The sequence below is a fragment of the Actinoallomurus acaciae genome (assembly GCF_042429965.1).
Taxonomy (GTDB): domain Bacteria; phylum Actinomycetota; class Actinomycetes; order Streptosporangiales; family Streptosporangiaceae; genus Actinoallomurus; species Actinoallomurus acaciae.
The window spans coordinates 25381-39953 of the sequence record NZ_JBHLZP010000001.1; the positions used below are offsets into that span (position 1 = coordinate 25381).

At 69.5% G+C, this 14573-nt stretch carries 18 protein-coding genes; 11 read left to right on the forward strand and 7 right to left on the reverse strand.

The features are described 5' to 3' along the window. Positions 1–10: 10 nt before the first annotated feature. Positions 11–388: a hypothetical protein gene (locus ACFFNX_RS00105; RefSeq protein ID WP_378193080.1), complete on the reverse strand. Its 378-nt coding sequence runs from the start codon at positions 386–388 to the stop codon at positions 11–13. 134 nt (positions 389–522) lie between these two features. On the opposite strand from ACFFNX_RS00105, the gene ACFFNX_RS00110 reads away from it, so the two are divergent. The 8 genes from ACFFNX_RS00110 (at position 523) to ACFFNX_RS00145 (ending at position 6306) form a co-directional block, all read left to right on the forward strand. Beyond that, complete coding sequence (locus tag ACFFNX_RS00110) at positions 523–660, forward strand: hypothetical protein (protein ID WP_378193082.1); 138 nt, start codon at positions 523–525, stop codon at positions 658–660. A 139-nt stretch (positions 661–799) separates the two neighbouring features. Continuing rightward, positions 800–1090: a 30S ribosomal protein S6 gene (gene rpsF / locus ACFFNX_RS00115; RefSeq protein WP_378193085.1), complete on the forward strand. Its 291-nt coding sequence runs from the start codon at positions 800–802 to the stop codon at positions 1088–1090. Between the two features lie 47 nt (positions 1091–1137). Continuing rightward, a complete protein-coding gene (locus ACFFNX_RS00120) occupies positions 1138–1716 on the forward strand; it encodes a single-stranded DNA-binding protein (RefSeq protein ID WP_378193088.1) in 579 nt (192 codons plus the stop codon). Positions 1717–1788: 72 nt separating this feature from the next. Next, positions 1789–2025 carry a 30S ribosomal protein S18 gene (rpsR, locus tag ACFFNX_RS00125; protein WP_141956231.1) on the forward strand — a complete coding sequence of 79 codons (237 nt, stop codon included), beginning with the start codon at positions 1789–1791 and terminating at the stop codon, positions 2023–2025. A gap of 17 nt (positions 2026–2042) precedes the next feature. Then, on the forward strand, positions 2043–2489 hold the full coding sequence (gene rplI / locus ACFFNX_RS00130) for a 50S ribosomal protein L9 (RefSeq protein WP_378193091.1): 447 nt from the start codon (positions 2043–2045) through the stop codon (positions 2487–2489). Between the two features lie 2077 nt (positions 2490–4566). Next, a complete protein-coding gene (locus ACFFNX_RS00135; RefSeq protein WP_378193094.1) occupies positions 4567–5232 on the forward strand; it encodes a peptidoglycan recognition protein family protein in 666 nt (221 codons plus the stop codon). A gap of 58 nt (positions 5233–5290) precedes the next feature. Next, a complete protein-coding gene (locus ACFFNX_RS00140) occupies positions 5291–5779 on the forward strand; it encodes a GNAT family N-acetyltransferase (protein ID WP_378193097.1) in 489 nt (162 codons plus the stop codon). A gap of 113 nt (positions 5780–5892) precedes the next feature. After that, positions 5893–6306 (forward strand): GNAT family N-acetyltransferase, encoded by a 414-nt coding sequence (locus ACFFNX_RS00145; protein WP_378193101.1) that lies wholly within the window; start codon positions 5893–5895, stop codon positions 6304–6306. 3 nt (positions 6307–6309) lie between these two features. Here the strand turns inward: ACFFNX_RS00145 and ACFFNX_RS00150 are convergent, their stop codons facing one another. Beyond that, entirely contained in the window at positions 6310–6882 is a 573-nt protein-coding gene (locus ACFFNX_RS00150) for a TetR/AcrR family transcriptional regulator (RefSeq protein ID WP_378193104.1), read from the reverse strand. An 86-nt stretch (positions 6883–6968) separates the two neighbouring features. Here ACFFNX_RS00150 and ACFFNX_RS00155 point away from each other — a divergent pair, with 86 nt between their 5' ends. Beyond that, a complete protein-coding gene (locus tag ACFFNX_RS00155) occupies positions 6969–7340 on the forward strand; it encodes a DUF4267 domain-containing protein (protein WP_378193106.1) in 372 nt (123 codons plus the stop codon). Between the two features lie 85 nt (positions 7341–7425). Here the strand turns inward: ACFFNX_RS00155 and ACFFNX_RS00160 are convergent, their stop codons facing one another. Together ACFFNX_RS00160 and ACFFNX_RS00165 are read right to left on the reverse strand one after the other, a co-directional pair. Then, positions 7426–7614, reverse strand: a complete 189-nt coding sequence (locus ACFFNX_RS00160) for a hypothetical protein (RefSeq protein ID WP_378193108.1) — start codon at positions 7612–7614, stop codon at positions 7426–7428. Between the two features lie 143 nt (positions 7615–7757). Continuing rightward, positions 7758–9290, reverse strand: coding sequence for an FAD-dependent monooxygenase (locus ACFFNX_RS00165; RefSeq protein WP_378193111.1), 1533 nt, complete (start codon positions 9288–9290; stop codon positions 7758–7760). Between the two features lie 82 nt (positions 9291–9372). Here ACFFNX_RS00165 and ACFFNX_RS00170 point away from each other — a divergent pair, with 82 nt between their 5' ends. Continuing rightward, the gene (locus ACFFNX_RS00170; protein WP_378193113.1) at positions 9373–9993 is read left to right on the forward strand and encodes a TetR/AcrR family transcriptional regulator C-terminal domain-containing protein; all 621 of its coding nucleotides are present in this window, start codon (positions 9373–9375) and stop codon (positions 9991–9993) included. Here the strand turns inward: ACFFNX_RS00170 and ACFFNX_RS00175 are convergent. Continuing rightward, on the reverse strand, positions 9971–11287 hold the full coding sequence (locus tag ACFFNX_RS00175) for an MATE family efflux transporter (protein ID WP_378193115.1): 1317 nt from the start codon (positions 11285–11287) through the stop codon (positions 9971–9973). The two genes, ACFFNX_RS00170 and ACFFNX_RS00175, sit on opposite strands and share 23 nt — an antisense overlap. Before the next feature lie 329 nt (positions 11288–11616). Between ACFFNX_RS00175 and dnaB the strand changes: the two genes are divergently transcribed. Next, entirely contained in the window at positions 11617–12954 is a 1338-nt protein-coding gene (dnaB, locus tag ACFFNX_RS00180; RefSeq protein WP_378193315.1) for a replicative DNA helicase, read from the forward strand. A gap of 37 nt (positions 12955–12991) precedes the next feature. Here dnaB and ACFFNX_RS00185 read toward each other — a convergent pair whose 3' ends face one another. Both ACFFNX_RS00185 and ACFFNX_RS00190 read right to left on the reverse strand, forming a co-directional pair. Beyond that, the gene (locus ACFFNX_RS00185) at positions 12992–13906 is read right to left on the reverse strand and encodes a CU044_5270 family protein (RefSeq protein ID WP_378193118.1); all 915 of its coding nucleotides are present in this window, start codon (positions 13904–13906) and stop codon (positions 12992–12994) included. Further along, positions 13899–14471, reverse strand: a complete 573-nt coding sequence (locus ACFFNX_RS00190) for an RNA polymerase sigma factor (RefSeq protein WP_378193121.1) — start codon at positions 14469–14471, stop codon at positions 13899–13901. Before ACFFNX_RS00190 ends, ACFFNX_RS00185 begins: the two co-directional genes overlap by 8 nt. Between the last annotated feature and the right edge of the window lie 102 nt (positions 14472–14573).

Consider the following 14573-nt stretch of genomic DNA (forward strand, 5'->3'; position numbering starts at 1 on the left):
AGGAGCCTCCTCAGATCATGAACCCGCCGTGCCTGAGCCCGAGTCCGAGGCCCAGGAACGCCAGTCCGAGGCCGATGACGTTGACCCAGCGCTCCGCCGTGGTCGCCGACACCAGCTGGGAGTAGAGGCCGAACAGCACGGTCACGATGCCCACGCAGACCGCGATGAAGTGCAAGGGCTGTATGGCGCCGCACACGAACGCGATCACCCCGCCGACGATGGTGACGAACGCGAGCGACGTCTCGCGCGGATGCTCGGACGCGTGGGCCCGGTGGTGCACCGGCCGCTCGTGAGGGGCCTGGACGTCGGCGGCGCCGCGGTCGGCCCGGTCCTCGGCGGTGTGGTGGTCGGGTCGCCGATGGTGACGCCTGGCGAGAACGTTCCGCATGGTTCCTGTCCCCCGTGATTCGTCCGTTTCCGGGGTGATTCCCGCGCTGGCCTGGGCCCATGTCGGTGCGGGAGGGCCCGATTCTGTCCGACCCACCCGATACCCTCGAACGTGGTTTCGAACGGAGGCCTGAGATGATGACCCGCGACCTGACGGCCGTCGACGACGTCGAGCTGATCGAGGAGCTGTCCCTGCTGACCACCCAGACCGCGCGCATGCGGTCGCGGATGGCCGACATCATGTCCGAGCTCGACCGGCGCAGGGAGAGCTGAGTCCTCGCGTCTCGGACGATTGAGCTGCTGGTTGTTGATAGCCTGTGTCGATCGCGCGGAGCCGATCCGCACGAGACGCAAGGCCCTCCTGTCACGGAGAGACCGTGACCGCACCAGTCCAAAGGAGGTTGGGATCCGCATGCGTCGTTACGAGCTTATGGTCATCCTCGACCCGAACATCGAAGAGCGCACCGTCGCTCCGTCGCTCGACCAGTTCCTCACCGTCGTGAAGACCGACGGCGGCAGTGTCGAGAAGGTCGACGTCTGGGGCCGCCGGCGCCTTTCGTACGACATCGACAAGAAGTCCGAGGGCGTCTACGCGGTGATCGACCTGACGGCCAACCCCGCCACGGTCAAAGAACTCGACCGGCAGCTGAACCTTCAGGACTCCATCCTGCGCACGAAGGTCATCCGGCCCGAGGCTCGCTGAGCCCCCCGGCCGCCCAAGTAATCCGAATCTGTTAGCTGGAGAGCCGCATGGCAGCAGGCGATACCCAGATCACGATCGTCGGCAATCTCGTCGAGGATCCGGAACTGCGCTTCACCCCCAACGGCCAGGCGGTCGCGCGCTTCCGCGTGGCCTCCACCCCCCGTTTCCGCGACCAGCAGTCCGGTGAGTGGAAGGACGGCGAGAGCCTCTTCCTCACCTGCAACGTCTGGCGGCAGGCGGCCGAAAACGTCGCCGAGAGCCTCCAGCGTGGCATGCGGGTGATCGTGCAGGGCCGGCTTCGGCAGCGGTCGTACGAGACCCGCGAGGGTGAGAAGCGCACCGTGTACGAGGTCGAGGCCGACGAGGTCGGTCCGTCTCTGAAGAACGCCACCGCGAAGGTCAACAAGACCCAGCGGCAGGGCGGCGGAGGCGGCGGCTTCGGCGGTGGCGGCAACCAGGGCGGCGGCTTCGGAGGCGGAGGCGGCGGCGGCCAAGGCGGCGGCTTCAGCGGAGGCGGCGGCGGCCAGGGTGGCGGCGGCGGCTTCGGCGGGGGCAACCAGCCCGCCGACGACCCGTGGGCCACCGGAGGCGGAGGCGGCGGATTCTCCGACGACCCGCCGTTCTAACCTCTGCAAGATCACTCTTCATCCAACCGACCATTCCCGCGCGAGCGGGGCTCTCCTAAGAGGAGCACCACGATGGCGAAACCTCCACCGCGCAAGCCGAAGAAGAAGGTTTGCCTGTTCTGCCAGGAGAAACTCTCCTACGTCGACTACAAGGACACGGCGCTGCTGCGCAAGTTCATCTCCGACCGCGGCAAGATCCGCGCTCGCCGGGTGACGGGCAACTGCACCCAGCACCAGCGCGACGTCGCCACCGCGATCAAGAACGCCCGCGAGATGGCGCTGCTGCCGTACACCAGCACGGCTCGCTGAGAAAGGAGACCCTGATCATGAAGCTCATCCTGACTCAGCAGGTCTCCGGGCTCGGCGCCCCGGGCGAGGTCGTCGAGGTCAAGGACGGCTACGGCCGCAACTACCTGATCCCGCGCGGCTTCGCCATGCAGTGGACCCGCGGCGCGGAGAAGCAGATCGCCTCGATCCGCAAGGCCCGCGCCGCCCGCGAGATCGCCAGCATCGAGCAGGCGGAGTCCATCCGCGGCGAGCTGGAGCGTCTCAAGGTCCGCCTGCGCACCCGCGCCGGCGAGAGCGGCCGCCTGTTCGGCGCCGTAACCCCGGCCGACATCGCGGGCGCGGTGAAGGCCGCGGGCGGCCCGGAGCTGGACAAGCGCCGCATCGAGGTCGTCAACCCGATTAAGACGGTCGGCGCCCACTCGGTCGCCGTCCGCCTGCACTCCGAGGTCAGCGCCAAAATCAACATCGAGGTCCTCGCCGGCTGACCGCCGACAGCACCTGATCGAAGGGCCGGGTCCCCGAGGACCCGGCCCTTTGGCTGTACCCTCGTCGTCCGGCGGGGTCCCTGCTGACGGAGATTTCCCTGGGCCACGGACCTCGGGGACGCGCCCCGCCCGCCATTCGCTGGCCGGGCGAGGCTCCGCGGACCCGTTCAACGAACTCCGGTTTCGCGGCGGCGGCGAGCTTGAAGGCAGTTCCAGGGCGCGTGGTGGTGGTGAGGCTTCGCGGTCTGGTCCAGCGCGTTGGGGATCCGTGGTCGCGGCGGGGCTTCGTGGACCTGTTCAGCACGTCCCGGGTTCGCGGCGGCGGCCGGGCTTCGTGGAGCGTCCGGGTTCGTGGCGGTGGCGGACTTCGAGGTACGTCCAAGGTGCGTGGCAGTGGTGAGGCTTCACGGTCTCGTCCATGGCGTTCGGGAGTCATGGTCGCGGGGAGGTCTCGCGGACACGTTCAGCGTGGTCGAGGCTCCGGTCCTCGCTCGCACGGCGATGGCGCCTGCTCGCCGCCGGCAGGCTGGCCGACGACTCCGGCTGCCGACGGGGGTTCGCCGTCGGCTCGGCAGAGCCGGCCGTCGCGAGAGGGCTGCGCGCTCGTCCGGACCGCCGACGGCACCACCGCTCGCGGTCCGCTCGGTCGTGATGGACAGCGGCGGCGGGACTTCGCGGACGCGTTCAGGGGGTCCGGGCTTGATGATGGCGGGCGAAGTTCGGCCGCATGCCCAACGCGTCTCGGGGTTCGTGGTCGCGGCGGGATTTTGCGGGTGGTTCCAGTTCGGCTGGGGGCGGCGGTGTGTGGGTTCCGTGGGTGCGTCTACGTGCCCGGGGTTCGTGGTGGCGGGCAGAGCTTCGGCCGCATGTCCAGCGCGTCCCGGGATTCGTGGTCGCGGCGGGGCCTTCGCGGGTACCTCCAGTTCACCTGGGGCGTGGCGGCGTGTGGGTCTTACGGGTGCGCCTACGTGCCCCGGATTCGTGGTGGCGGGTGGAACTGCGGCCGTACGTCTAACGTGTCCTGGGATTCGTGGTCGGCGGGTACCTCCATTTCGTTCGGGGGCGTGGCGTGTGGATCTCACGGGTACGTCTACGAGCCCCGGATTTGGGGTCGCGGCGGAGGTTCGCGGGCATCGGCTGTGCGTTCGACGTTCGTTCTCCACAGACTGTGGAAAACTTTTTCGGGAGTGGTGACGCGAGATGTGTGGGACATCGCGGCGTGGTGTCCTTGCTGTCCGGGGCCGGGGAGCCTGTCGTAGCCCGGGCGGTGTCTTGTGGTTCCCGTCTCGCCCAGGTGCATTCGCGAAGTTGATCGCCTCTAGGAAATAAGTCGCGGACTACGCGAAATATCCTGCTCTCGGCTGCCCCGATTCCTCCCGTTCGGCCCCTGCTCCGCCTCGCGCGGCCTGTCGGCCTTCTCATCTCACCGGGGCACCAGCCATGGCGAGGCACGCCTATTCCCGCTGGTGAAGACGCCCATGGCAAGGTTTACGGCAAGCGTCTGACGAGGAGAAGACCTCCCTTCCGCGCCGATCGACGAATCACCTGCCACGAGCCTCTCGGAAGGGACGCGCGATCTCTTCGACAGGCTCGGCGGCTGACAGGTCATCGCCGCGCGCTGTCCGCCGAGCACCCATGCCAGTGGGCCACGGCGAAGACGGGAAAGACGATCACCGGGCGATGACTTGGGGACGGCGGCTCCTCGAGCCAGAGGAGCACAAGGACCATCGAACAGGATCCTGAAGGGCTGTGGGTAACTCCACCGCAGACTGTGGATAACTCCGCAGATGCTGCTCGAGGGCCTCTCAACCCTCCCACCACCCGCGTCCGACCGGCGTGGGGTCGCTCCCATTCCCCCTGGATGAAGTTTGCGTGGGGGTGTTTTCGGGTTTATCCGTCGTTCCACGTGAAACGCCCGCGCTGGATGTGCTCGCAATTTGTGATCACGCGGTTACGCTGGCGGTCCAGTCGCGGACCGGGGGTGATCGCGATCGGCGCCGAGGGGATACTCCGCCGGCATCTGCTGCGTACGGCTATCGGAGTCGCCGCTGCGGATGTGATGCTTGCCGGGGGTTCCATGCAAGCGAACGCGGACGGTATGCCGAAGCTCTACACGCGCAAGGACTGGGGTGCGGTCGCGCCGAAGCGGCCGCCCCGTGTGCTCGAGCGGCCGCCGGACCACATCATCGTCCATCACACCGCCTCTCCGAACGTGAGCGACACCTCGCGGGCGCACGCGTTCGCGTTGTCGCGGCAGATTCAGCGGTTTCACATGGAGACGCGAAACTGGGACGACATCGGGGAACAGCTGACGATCAGCCGTGGCGGCTTCGTCATGGAGGGCCGGGCGGGCACCCTGCAGGCGATCGCGCGGAACGAACTCGTCGTCGGCGCGCAGTCGCTGCACCACAACCAGCACACCCTCGGAATCGAGAACGAAGGCACGTACGTCAAGGACGAGGTACCCGCGAAACTGTGGCGGTCACTGGTCGAGACGTGCGCCTGGCTGTGCACGGCCCACAACCTCGATCCCGCCACCGCGATCGTCGGCCACCGCGACTACAACGACACCGACTGCCCCGGTGACGTGCTCTATCGCAAACTGCCCCGCCTCCGCAGGGAGGTCGCCCGCAAGATCGGCTCCGACGCCCGCCCCCCGGAGGACGACGACGTCGACTCGGAGGCCAGCAGGCGATCCTTCCTCGCTCGGCATCGGCATCGAGGTGGCAGACACCGGCCCTAGATGGGCACGGTTCGTAACCCGGTTGCGGCCCCTGACCGGCTGACCCATGCTGGCGGCCATGCTGATCCGAGAGGCGACGCCGGACGACTGGCCCGGGATGTGGGCGTTCATGGAGGGCATCGTCCGGGCCGGTGAGACGTTCTCGTGGGATCGGGACACCACCGAATCCCAGGCCAGGCAGATGTGGTTCCCAAAACCCCCGGGTCGCACCTTCGTCGCGGTGGACGCGGACGGAGGCATCCTGGGCACGGCCGACAGCGTTCGCAACCACAGCGGCGGCGCCGCGCACATCTCCAGCGCGAGCTTCATGGTCGATCCGCGTCACTCCGGCCGGGGCGTCGGCCGGGCGCTGGGTGAGCACGTCTTGGCGCAGGCGCGCGAGGACGGCTTTCGAGCGATGCAGTTCAACGCCGTCGTGGAGACCAACACCCGGGCGGTGGCGCTGTGGAGGTCACTGGGCTTCGAGGTGATGACCACCCTCCCGGAGGGCTTCCGCCATCCGGCTCACGGCTACGTCGGACTGCACATCATGTACCGGCGGCTCTGATGGACCGCGCGCCATCACGACACGACGGCGGTCCGGCCGTACGACCGCTCACCGGGACGCACCTCGCATGGGTACGGCAACTGTTCACCCGGCGGTGGGGAGGAACCCTCTCGGTGAGCCGAGGCGTCGCCCACGAGACGACCGTCCTTCCCGGATTCGTCGCCTACCTCGACGAGGAACCCGTGGGCGTGGCCACCTACCGGGTCACCGGCCGAGAGTGCGAACTCATCACGCTCGACTCCGTACGGGAAGGGGCGGGTGTGGGCACCGCCCTCGTCGACGCGGTGGTCGAGGCGGCACGCGCCGCCGGCGCGGGGCGGCTGTGGCTGGTCACCACGAACGACAACCTTCGGGCGTTGCGGTTCTACCAGCGGTACGGCTTCGACCTCGTCGGCGTACACCGTGACGCCGTCGCCGCGTCCCGAGCGCTCAAGCCGTCGATTCCCGAGATCGGCCTCGATGGCATCCCGATCCGCCACGAGCTCGAACTGGAACTCTCCCTGCCGTCGTCCACCGAGCCCACCTGACCGCTACCGGGTGAAGCGGGCCAGGAGGATCGCCAGCCTGCGGTCGTGCTGCTCGCGGGGGAGCCTGCCGGCGCGCGTGAGGGTCACCAGGCCGTGCAGGGCCGCCCAGAAGGTCTCGGTCAGCAGGCCGAGGTCGTCGTCGCCCGCGTGCGGACGGATGGCCTCCGCGAACTCGGCGAACCCCGCCTGCAGGGCGGCCGGGGCCTGCGGTGTGGCGAATGGCAGGTCGACGGCCTGGCTGAACATCGCGTCGTAGAGCGCCGGACGCCGGTCGGCGAACGCGGTGTAGGCCTTGCCCACCTCGGCGAGGGCGCAGGCCGCGTCCGGCGCCGAGGTGCGGGCGGTGCGCAGATCGGCGGCCAGGTCGGCGAAGCCCTCCACCGCGACAGCCGCCATGATCGCGTCTTTGCCCTTGAAATGGCTGTAGAGCACGGGCTGGCTGTATTCGATCCGCTCGGCCAGCCGCCGGGTCGTCACCGCCTCCCAGCCCTCGGCCTCGGCCAGGTCCCGGGCCGCCGCAATGATCATCCGCTCCCGTTCCGCACGTTCGCGCTGTCGGCGCGTCTGGATCGACATGCGCCAACTCTAGCAGCGCTAGCGTTCTTGTCGACGCTCTGCTAGCGTCGGCCACGTTCCTAGCGGTGCTAGATACGGAGAGAAACGTGCTCACTCCCCTCGCCTACGGCCTTGCGATCGTCCTCAACCTGCTGATCCTGTTCATCGGAGCCCGCTTCCTGTTCGTGCCACGCCCTGCGGCCGCCGGCTACGGCGTCCCGGCCAAGAAGGACGGTGACGCCGCCTATCTCACGATCAAGGGCTTGCGTGACGGCGGCTACGGCCTGCTCGGCCTGGCGCTGCTGGCCTTCGCCGGCGCTACCGCCGAGGCGTGGTTCATGCTGGTCGTCGCCCTGGTCCCCCTGGGCGACACCGTGATCGTGCTGCGCAACGGCGGCACCAAGGCGGTCGCGTTCGGCATCCACTTCGCCACCGCCGTGATCGTCCTCGTGAACGCCGTCCTGCTCTTCGCCCTCTGACGTCCCCCGACCCCGCCTTCGGGCGAGAGCGGGGTGCCGTAAGGCCCGGGGGTGGGCCTTACGGCCGCCGCGTCGGCGAGGGCTGTCAGGAGTCGACGGTCGTGTAGCGGGCGCGCCGCCGGGCGACGTCGGGATCGAGGCCTTCGACGAGAGCCCAGATGCCCGCGACCCGCTCGGCCCAGGCGTCGGGTGGGAGACCGCCGAGGCCCTCGGCCGCGAGGTCGTCGATCGCTCGGGTGAGGCTGGCCAGCCGCTCGCCATGAGTAGAACACATGTTCGAAGTCTAGCGTGGTTCACCGACATCTGAGTGGCTTTACGAGACTGGTGAAGCGACGTTCAGCGCGGACGCGAGGTGCCCAGATGGTCGAGAACAGCCTGCCGTCAGGCACCGACAGATCCCACCGGCCACGGGCCTGATCACCTGGCCGGAGTCGTCGGCTCGCCGAACCACCGGCGTACGGCTTCACCGAGCTCGGCCACATCGGCGCCCGCCCAGGCGACATGGCCGTCGGGCCGTACGAGCAGGGCGTCCGGAAGGTCCCCGGGCTCGGGATCCTCCGAAGACGCGACCCCCGTGACGACCTCGACCCGATCCGCCCACGGGCGTACCGCATCGCGGACGTCCCCGCGGTCGGACAGGTCGAGCAGCAGCGCCCTCGCACCGCGCGACAGGTCGGCGACCCGTGTGTCCCCGGAAGCGGTCTTCAGCGCGAGATCAGGGCAGTACAGGCCGGTGAGCGGATGGTCACCCGTCCCCGCGTACCGTACGTCCAGCTCGCCCATCAGGTCCGTGAGCAGGCGGTTCGCCTCCGGCGTCTCCGCCAGCATCGTGAAGATGTCCCGCAGTGCGTCCACGCGCGGCCCCGGCTGTAGCAGCGCCACCTGGGCCCGCGTGTTGTGCAGGACCCGCTCGGCGACCGGGTGGCGTTCGGTGGAGTAGGTGTCCAGCAGGTCCGGCGGCGCCCATCCTCGTACGGTGGCGGCGAGCTTCCAGCCGAGGTTGATCGCGTCCCCGAGGCCAAGGTGGAGGCCCTGGCCGCCGAAGGGCGGATGGATGTGCGCCGCGTCGCCCGCCAGCAGCACCCGCCCCCGCCGGTACGCCGAGGCCTGCCGCGTGTTGTCGGTGAACCTCGTCACCGAGTGCACCGCCGTGATCGTCACCGACGTCTCCGACACGCGTCGTACGGCGGCCTCCAGCTCCGCGCGGGTGATCGGGGCGTTCCGGTCGGTCGGCGGCCCGTCGAACTCCGCGACGAGGACCCGCTGGGGGTGCGGCCCGTGGACCATGAGGCCGCGGGGCATCCGGTGCCAGCCCATGGGCGCGAACTCCGGGTCGTCGAAGTCGGCCATCGCCTGGTACGCGGTCATGACGCCGTCGAGGCCCGGGAAGTCGAAGCCCGCGGCCTTGCGCACCGCGCTGCGTCCGCCGTCGCAGCCCACGAGCCACCGCGCCCGCAGGTCGTACGGGCCGTCCGGCCCCGAGACGGACACCGTGACGCCGGAGTCGTCCTCGTCGAACGCCTCGACGGCGTGGCCGCGCCGGATGTCCGCCCCCGTCGACCGCGCCTGAGCCTCCAGCGCCTCCTCGATGCGCTGTTGCGGCGCGAACACGAGCGCGCTCGGCGTGGATGAGCCGCCGCGCAGGATCCACAGGCCCGCGAAGTGGCCGCGCGGCGCCCCGCCGGCCGGGGCGGTCTTCGACTGCAGGCTGCCCGCGCCGGGCTTGCGGCCGCCCATGAGGTCGGCGATCGAGGGCAGGTCGCCGAGCAGGTCGACGACGCCTCTGCGGGTGAGGATGTCGGCTCCGCGGCCGCTCACCGCGCCCGCCTTGAGCGTGGGATCGATCGCCTCCCGGCGTTCGATTACGACCGTACGGATCCCGTACGCGCGCAGCTCGCAGGCGAGGAAGAGCCCGATGGGGCCGGCCCCCGAAATGATCACGTCGTACATCAGTGCCCCCTTAACGCTGTTAAGGACTTAACGCCGTTAAGGATCCCTGAACGGTGTTAAGTTGTCAACGAGGGAGGTGGCGATGGCGCTCGACCGCGAGAAGGTGCTGGACACGGCCCTGCGACTCATCGACGAGGTGGGGCTGGACGGCCTTTCACTGCGCCGGCTCGCCAAGGAGCTGGGCGTCCAGGCACCGGCGCTCTACTGGCACTTCTCCAGCAAGCAGGACCTGCTCGACCACCTCGTCGCCCTCGCCAACGAACGCGCCGAGAAGGGCACGACCGGCCGCCCCGCGCCCGGTCAGACCTGGGACGACTGGCTCGCCGAGGGCATGCGGGTGCGGCGGCGCGCGATGCTGGCCCACCGCGACGGGGCGCGCCTCGCGTCCGGCAACCGGCCCACGCCCGACAGCTTCTCGCGCATCGAGCGCACGCTCGCCGTGCTGGTCGAGGCCGGGTTCACCCCCGATGACGCGATAAGCGCCGTCCTCGTCCTCGGCCACTACGTGAGCGGATTCGTCCTGGACGAGCAGGGCGACGCCGAGCGTGCGGACGACGAACCACTCACTCTCGACCCCGAGGAGTTCCCCCTCCTCGCCTCCGGAGGCAGCGTCGCCCTCGACCGCGACAGGCTGTTCGAGTACGGCCTGCAGCGCCTGCTCGACGGGATGCGCGCCCAGGTCAACGGCGTACGGCACCCATGACGAGCCATGAGTCGTCGCGGGCCCGCAGGCCCAGCGTGACCAGCCGCGCGGCCATCCACACCCCGATCGCCAGCCACAGCGCCACGAGCCCGCCACCGTAGGCGTGCACGAGCCAGGCGGCCGGCAGGAACGCCACGGTCTGGATCACGCCCGCCACCGCCAGATAGCCCTGGTCACCCGCGCCGATCAGCACGCCGTCCAGCACGAACACCACGCCCGCGATCGGCTCCAGCAGCGCCACCACCACGAGCGCGGCGAGCAGCTGGGACCGTACGGACGGGTCCGAGGTGAACAGGTTCGGCAGCCAGGGGCGGAAGGCCAGCACGAGCAGCGCGAACAGCACACCGGCGACGATGCCCCACTGGATCATTCGCCGGGTCGCCGCGCGTGCTCCGGCGGCGTCCGAGGCGCCCAGGTATCGGCCGGTGATGGCCTGCCCGGCGATCGCGATGGCGTCGAGCGCGAAGGACAGCAGGTTCCAGACGTTCGAGGCGATCTGGTGGGCGGCGATCTCGACGTCGCCCATCCGCGCGGCCACCGCCGTGCCGAGGATGAGCACGACCCGCAGGCTCAGCGTGCGGATCATCAGGTTGACCCCGGCGCTCGCCGACGCGCGTACGCCACGCGAGTCCGGCCGGAGCGGCGCGCCGTGCCGCCGGGCGCCGCGTGCGACCGCCCCGGCGTACAGGATCGCGCCGCCCGTCTGCGCCAGCACCGTCCCCCAGGCCGACCCCGCGATGCCCCAGCCGAGTACGAGCACGAAGACCGCGCCGAGCGCGGCGTTGACCGCGAACATGCCCACGGACACGTACAGCGGCGTTCGGGTGTCCTGCATCCCGCGCAGGACGCCGGTGCCGGCCAGGACGATCAGCATCCCGGGCGTCCCGAACAGGCTGATATGCAGGTACGTCACCGCCTGCGGCGTCACCGCGGCCGACGCTCCGAACGCGTCGACGACGGCCGGTGCCAGCGGCCAGCCGACCGCGATGACGACGGCGCCGATGAGCGCGGCGAGCCAGATGCCGTCGACCCCCTGGCGGATCGCCGCGGTCAGGTTCCCGGCGCCGATCTGCCGCGCGACCGAGGCCGTCGTCCCGTACGCGAGGAAGACGCACACGCTCACGAACGTGGACAGGACCTGGCCGGCCACGCCGAGCGCCCCGAGCGGAACGGTGCCGAGATGCCCGACGATCGCCGAGTCGGTGAGCAGGAACAGCGGCTCGGCCACCAGCGCGCCGAACGCGGGCAGCGCGAGCCGCAGGATCTCCGCGTCGTGCGGGTGCCGAAATGCCACGATTCGCCACCGTAACCCACAAAGACCTGTTGTCGCTTACCGGGTGCTGTGGGCAGCCTGTGGATGACGCGGCTTGACGGTTTCTTCAACTCACAGGCGGTGGACGGTGTTTCCGCAGCTCACAACGGCTGTTCGCAGGGGCGGTGCGGAAATCCACAAGTTGTCCACAGGTGCTGTGCACAGCCGCTTCGGCGTGTATGCACAGGCCGTCCACAGGCCCCTCCACAACCGCCTTTGCGTAAGGACGAGACAGCGCCCAAACTGTCGGAGCGGTGAGATAGATGTGAACACGGGGGCGACAGGGGGGTGTGGATGTGAGTGTCTCCGACATGTCGACGCGCGAGAGCGAGTTCGAGCGCACGCCACCGCACGACCTGGCGGCGGAGCAGTGCGTGCTCGGCAGCATGCTGCTCTCCCAGACCGCCATCGCCGAGGTCATCGAGATGGTCCAGACTCGTGACTTCTACCGTCCCGCCCACCAGACCGTCTACGACCGCATCCTCGACCTGTACGGCCGCGGCGACCCGGTCGACGCGATCACCATCAAGGACGAGCTGCTCAAACGCGGCGAGCTGAGCCGCATCGGCGACGCGCCCTACCTCCACACCCTCGTCGCGTCGGTGCCCACGGCCGCCAACGCCGGCTACTACGCCAAGATCGTCCAGGAGAAGGCCGTCCTGCGGCGGCTGGTCGAGGTCGGCACGCGCATCGCGCAACTCGGCTACAGCACCGACGGTGCCGACGCCGACGACCTGCTCGACCGCGCCCAGGCCGAGGTGTACGCCATCGCCGACAAGCGGTCCGGCGAGGACTACGCGCCGCTGAGCGACATCATGCCGGGCGCCCTCGACGAGATCGAGGCCATCGGCAGCCGCGGCGGCCAGATGGTCGGCGTCCCGACGGGCTTCACCGACCTCGACGCCCTCACCAACGGCCTCCACTCCGGCCAAATGGTCATCATCGCCGCCCGTCCGGCCATCGGGAAGAGCACGCTCGCCCTGGACCTCGCACGGGCCGCGGCGATCAAGCACCAGCTGGCCACGGTGGTCTTCAGCCTCGAAATGGGGCGCAACGAGATCACCATGCGCCTGCTGTCCGCCGAGGCCAGGGTCGCCCTGCACGCGATGCGGTCGGGCTCGATGAACGACGAGGACTGGACCCGCCTGGCCCGCCGCATGAGCGAGGTCGCCGAGGCGCCGCTGTTCATCGACGACTCGCCGAACATGTCGATGATGGAGATCCGCGCCAAGTGCCGGCGCCTCAAACAACAGCACGACCTGCGCCTGGTCATCATCGACTATCTGCAACTCATGCAGTCGGGCAAGCGCGTCGAGAGCCGCCAGGTCGAGGTGTCGGAGTTCTCCCGGTCACTGAAGCTTCTGGCGAAGGAGCTGGAAGTGCCGGTCATCGCGCTCTCCCAGCTCAACCGAGGCCCTGAGCAGCGAACAGACAAAAAGCCCATGGTGTCCGACCTACGCGAATCCGGATCGATCGAACAGGACGCCGACATGGTGATCCTGCTCCACCGCGAGGACGCGTACGAGAAGGAGTCGCCGCGCGCCGGCGAGGCCGACCTGATCGTGGCCAAGCACCGTAACGGCCCGACCGCGACCGTCACCGTCGCCTTCCAGGGGCACTACAGCCGCTTCGTCGACATGGCCCACTGACCGTCTTCCCGAGATACCTGCGGTCCTGTCTCGGTCTTCAGGGGTTCTGTCCGGCTTCCTGCTGGTTCTGCTGCTCGATGTAGGGTTCCTGCTCTTTCCAGGGGACGATCCGGCCGGGCAGCCGGTCGGTCCACTCGGAGGTCGTCCGCGACGGGCCGACCGGAAGCGCCCCGTCGCCGAACCCGGCCCATCCCTCGACGCGCAGGCGTGTGGATTTCGGGTCGACGACGAGCGTCTCGGTGCCGTCGACGCGTGAACCGGTCTCGTTCAGGTACGAGATCCTCAGCCGGTAGCCGTCCTTCGTCCTGCCGAGGTTGGCGATATGGGGCAGTGCCGCGAGCGCGCGGTACGCCGCGGCGCGGACCTTCGGCGGCGCGGGCGCCTCGGACAGCACACTTTGGAGCAGACCAATGACGGCGATCGGCCGCTGGTCGCGGGCGGGCCGGATCTCATAGCTCTTGAGCAGCGCGGACTTGAGCTTCTCGGGGTCGGTCGGCAGCCGCTGGATGTGGGCGTAGTCGAGTGAGGTGAACTCGATCATCGGCCGTGGCTTCACCGGGCTGACCAGGCCGGGCTCGGCGCTCAGCCACGTACGGCCGTCGCGTCGGATCCACGTCTCGGTGACGTCGGTGTGTTCGCCCGTGCGCAGGACCAGCTTGGTGTGCCAGTACGTGCCCGTGCCCGCGGGCTTGGACGCCGCCGAGTCCGCGGCCGTGAGCATGACCTGCTGCCCGGACGGGAGTGGCCCGTCATCCGGCGCGTACTCGACGTAGGCGACCGCGGCCGCGGCGGCCGTGACCACGACTCCAGCAGCGATCCAGCGCCTGGTGCGCCTCGGCTTCGCCCGGCCGCCGCGCATGACGTTCTGTAGTCGGTGCCTGCTGCGGTCGACGGCCTCCGGCGACGGCTCGGGACCGGCGAGCGCCGTACCGAGGATCTTCAGTTCATCCATGGAACGCCTCCGGGCGGATCGTCTTGTGCAGTTTCTTCCGTGCGCGGGAGAGCCGGGAGCCCACGGTGCCGGTGGAGATCCCGAGTGCGTGGGCGACCTCCTCGTAGCTGAGCCCGGCGAGCGCGATGAGGAGCACGACGTCGCGTTCGCCGCGGGACAGCGTGGTGAGTGCCCTGGCGAGCCGGGGCCGCATGAGTTCGGCGGTCACGTCGGTGACGACGTGTTCCTCGTGGCTGCCGACCGTGTGCTCGGCCGGCAGCCGCGCCAGCGCCCGGTAGCGGCGCGCCTCGGAGCGCCGGTGCTGTGCGATGAGGTTCGTGGCGATGCCGAACAGCCAGGCTCGCAGGCCGCCCCGCCCGGCATCGAACCGGTCACGCTGCCCGAACGCACGGCAGAACGTCTCGGCCGCGATGTCCTCTGCGACGTCCAGGTCCAGTCGCCCCGCGACGTAGCGGTAGATGTCACGGAAGTACCGGTCATGGACGGCGGTGAACAGCTCCGGGTCCCGCCGGAAACCGGCCGCGAGGTCGGTGTCGGTCAACGAGTCGCTCACGTCGATGACCACGCCTCTGTCTCTTTCATGGGGAAGGAGCTCCTCGATTCTCGGACGGCGATCACCCATACTTCGCCGGACGGCGCGTTCTTCTTCCACGGCGACGAAGGAGGT

Coding starts and splice junctions, on each gene's coding strand:
- ACFFNX_RS00105 (WP_378193080.1), bottom strand. CDS start 388: ATGCGGAACGTTCTCGCCAGGCGTCACCATCGGCGACCCGACCACCAC.
- ACFFNX_RS00185 (WP_378193118.1), bottom strand. CDS start 13,906: ATGGATGAACTGAAGATCCTCGGTACGGCGCTCGCCGGTCCCGAGCCG.
- ACFFNX_RS00165 (WP_378193111.1), bottom strand. CDS start 9,290: ATGTACGACGTGATCATTTCGGGGGCCGGCCCCATCGGGCTCTTCCTC.
- ACFFNX_RS00140 (WP_378193097.1), top strand. CDS start 5,291: ATGCTGATCCGAGAGGCGACGCCGGACGACTGGCCCGGGATGTGGGCG.
- dnaB (WP_378193315.1), top strand. CDS start 11,617: ATGTCGACGCGCGAGAGCGAGTTCGAGCGCACGCCACCGCACGACCTG.
- ACFFNX_RS00120 (WP_378193088.1), top strand. CDS start 1,138: ATGGCAGCAGGCGATACCCAGATCACGATCGTCGGCAATCTCGTCGAG.
- rpsF (WP_378193085.1), top strand. CDS start 800: ATGCGTCGTTACGAGCTTATGGTCATCCTCGACCCGAACATCGAAGAG.
- ACFFNX_RS00135 (WP_378193094.1), top strand. CDS start 4,567: ATGCAAGCGAACGCGGACGGTATGCCGAAGCTCTACACGCGCAAGGAC.
- ACFFNX_RS00160 (WP_378193108.1), bottom strand. CDS start 7,614: ATGTGTTCTACTCATGGCGAGCGGCTGGCCAGCCTCACCCGAGCGATC.
- ACFFNX_RS00150 (WP_378193104.1), bottom strand. CDS start 6,882: ATGTCGATCCAGACGCGCCGACAGCGCGAACGTGCGGAACGGGAGCGG.
- ACFFNX_RS00110 (WP_378193082.1), top strand. CDS start 523: ATGATGACCCGCGACCTGACGGCCGTCGACGACGTCGAGCTGATCGAG.
- rpsR (WP_141956231.1), top strand. CDS start 1,789: ATGGCGAAACCTCCACCGCGCAAGCCGAAGAAGAAGGTTTGCCTGTTC.
- ACFFNX_RS00170 (WP_378193113.1), top strand. CDS start 9,373: ATGGCGCTCGACCGCGAGAAGGTGCTGGACACGGCCCTGCGACTCATC.
- rplI (WP_378193091.1), top strand. CDS start 2,043: ATGAAGCTCATCCTGACTCAGCAGGTCTCCGGGCTCGGCGCCCCGGGC.